This is a genomic window from Streptomyces sp. HSW2009, assembly GCF_040240285.1.
Taxonomy (GTDB): Bacteria; Actinomycetota; Actinomycetes; order Streptomycetales; family Streptomycetaceae; genus Streptomyces.
The window spans coordinates 1-2,331 of the sequence record NZ_JBEHZD010000842.1 but is presented as its reverse complement, the minus strand read 5'-3'; the positions used below and the strand labels follow the sequence as shown (position 1 = coordinate 2,331).

Here is a 2,331-nt window from a genome sequence, read left to right as displayed (position 1 = left end):
CCCCCGGGCCCCGCACAACGGCCGCTGGCCGCCGGGTTCGCCCCGGCGGCCAGCGGTCATGCACGACGTCGCCGCGCGGGGCGGCGCAGCGTCACCCGTACGCGAAGCTACGCGGATAAGCCCGGGTCTACGCAGGTTGGCACAGGTCTGCGCAGGTCGAAACGGGTGTGCGCAGGCGTCAGGGTGCGACGCGCGGCGTCACCGGGCGCAGCAGGTTCTCGCGCAGCCCGCGCCGGCGCCACTCGCGCGGGTAGCCGAGCGAGACCTCCTCGAAGCGCACCCCGTCCTCGGTGGTCACCCGCGGGATGTGCAGGTGCCCGTAGATGACGGCGGCGGCGTTGAACCGCACGTGCCAGTCGGCGGTGAGCTTGGTGCCGCACCACAGCGCGAAGTCCGGGTAGTAGAGCACCTCGGTGGGCAGCCGGGTCAGCGGCCAGTGGTTGATGAGCACCGGCGGCGCCTGCGGGTCGATCTCGGCCAGCCGCCGCTCGGTCTCGGCGACCCGGGCCCGGCACCAGTCCTCCTTGGTCGGATACGGGTCCGGGTGCAGGAAGTGCTCGTCGGTGCAGACGACACCGCTCTTGTACGCGGCGGCCAGCGCCTCTTCCTGGGTGTGCCGCGGGTTGGCCCGGAAGGTGTAGTCGTAGAGCGTGAACACCGGGGCGATGGTGACCGGCCCCGACTCGCCCTCCCAGACCAGGAACGGGTCCTCGGGGGTGGCGACGCCGAGCCGCCGGCACATCTCCACCAGCGCGTCGTACCTGGCGACGCCGCGCAGGTCGACCTCGTCCTTGGGGTGGCTCCACAGCTCGTGGTTGCCCGGCACCCAGATGACCTTGGCGAACCGTTCGCTCAGCAGCTTGAGGGTGTGCTCGATGTCCGCGAACACCTCGCCGATGTCGCCCGCCACGATCAGCCAGTCCTCGTCCGAACCGGGGCGCAGCTTCTCGGTGATGGCGCGGTTGTCCTCGTAGCTGACGTGCAGGTCGCTGATGGCGAGGAGTTCGCCCCGCGGTGCGCCGGCGGTCATCGGGGCGTGCCCGGGGTCGCGGCGGTCCGCACCGGCGGGTGGGGCCGGCCGGGCACACCGGCCACCTGCTCTATGTCTACGCCGTCGTCGACGGGCGTACCGCGCATGTGTCTCTCCCGTTCTCGCCACACCGTGCTCTAGCGGGGCCGTTCAGCCGGCCGTTGCCCAAAAGGATCGCATAGTGCGGGAGTTAGCGGCGAACGCCGACGGTCACCTGCCTGCCCGGTGTCAGCCCTGCTCATCGGGGCCGTCGCGGGGGCCGGGCGGGGCGCCGGGGCCGGGCCGGCGGCGGGCCGGGTATTGCAGGTAGGAGGTGGCGCCGGCCACCACGGCGGAGACGCCGCAGCCGATCGCGATGGCCTGGAGCTCACCGCGGGCGGCTGCACTGCCCAGGTAGCCGAGGCCGACCGAGTACCCGGCCCAGATGCACTCGGCGATCCCGGCGCCGATCAGGTACCGGTGCAGCGGGTAGCCGATGGCGCCCGCGCCGAGCCCGCCGATCAGCCGGCCGCTGGGCAGGAAGCGTACGGCGATGACGTACGGCACCCCGTGCTGCCGTATCTGCCCGGCCGTCCAGGCGAGCAGGGCCTTGCGGCGGGCGGTGCGCGCCGCCCAGTGGTTGACCCGGTCCTTGAACCGGCTGCCGCACCAGTGCAGCAGGCCGTCGCCGAGGAGCGCGCTGCCGGCGACGACCAGCAGCACCAGCGCCAGGTTCAGGCTGCCGCGGGCGGCCAGCACCCCGCCGGCCACCAGGAGGGCCGAGTTGGGCACCAGCGGCGGCAGGGTGGTGATCATCAGCAGCGCGTACGCCCACACCGCGGCCCGTGGCAGCTCCCCCTCCAGGCCGCTGGCCAGGGCAGGCCAGGCGGCGAGCGGGGGTGCGAGCGGTGCGGCGTCCATCCGGCCACCTCTCCTCGGTGCCACCACCACGGCGGCACGCCCGTACGGCAACGCTGGCAAGGAACGGACCGCCGGGGCAACCCCGCCCTGCCGCTCGTCCGACCCTGCCAGTACGAGGGCGCCGCGCACCGCACCCCCGGCCGGTAGATTCCCTGCCGCTGGCCTGCTGATTCCCCGCAGGCCCGGTGGCGCGGGCCGCGCACCCGTTCCTCATCTGCCGCTCGTCCGCCGCCCGCCTGCTGCTCGTCTTCTGTTCCCCGCCCGGTCCCCCGGCTCACGGACCGACGCCGTCGGGCGGGCTTCGGAACGGCCTCGCGCGCCCGCACGCGGCCCGGGGGGTTTTGACCAGTGCGCGCCCACCAGCAGGGCTCCGAAGGGGGGGGGGGGCGGGGGGGGGGGAT

2 protein-coding genes are annotated in these 2,331 nt (G+C 74.1%); both read right to left on the bottom strand.

The window, feature by feature from the left end; genetic code table 11:
- Positions 1 to 178 precede the first annotated feature (178 nt).
- A complete protein-coding gene (locus AAHZ94_RS32790) occupies positions 179 to 1,030 on the bottom strand; it encodes a metallophosphoesterase family protein (RefSeq protein WP_349997352.1) in 852 nt (283 codons plus the stop codon).
- A gap of 228 nt (positions 1,031 to 1,258) precedes the next feature.
- Positions 1,259 to 1,930 (bottom strand): DedA family protein, encoded by a 672-nt coding sequence (locus tag AAHZ94_RS32785; protein ID WP_349997351.1) that lies wholly within the window; start codon positions 1,928 to 1,930, stop codon positions 1,259 to 1,261.
- Between the last annotated feature and the right edge of the window lie 401 nt (positions 1,931 to 2,331).

Coding starts and splice junctions, on each gene's coding strand:
- AAHZ94_RS32790 (WP_349997352.1), bottom strand. CDS start 1,030: ATGACCGCCGGCGCACCGCGGGGCGAACTCCTCGCCATCAGCGACCTG.
- AAHZ94_RS32785 (WP_349997351.1), bottom strand. CDS start 1,930: ATGGACGCCGCACCGCTCGCACCCCCGCTCGCCGCCTGGCCTGCCCTG.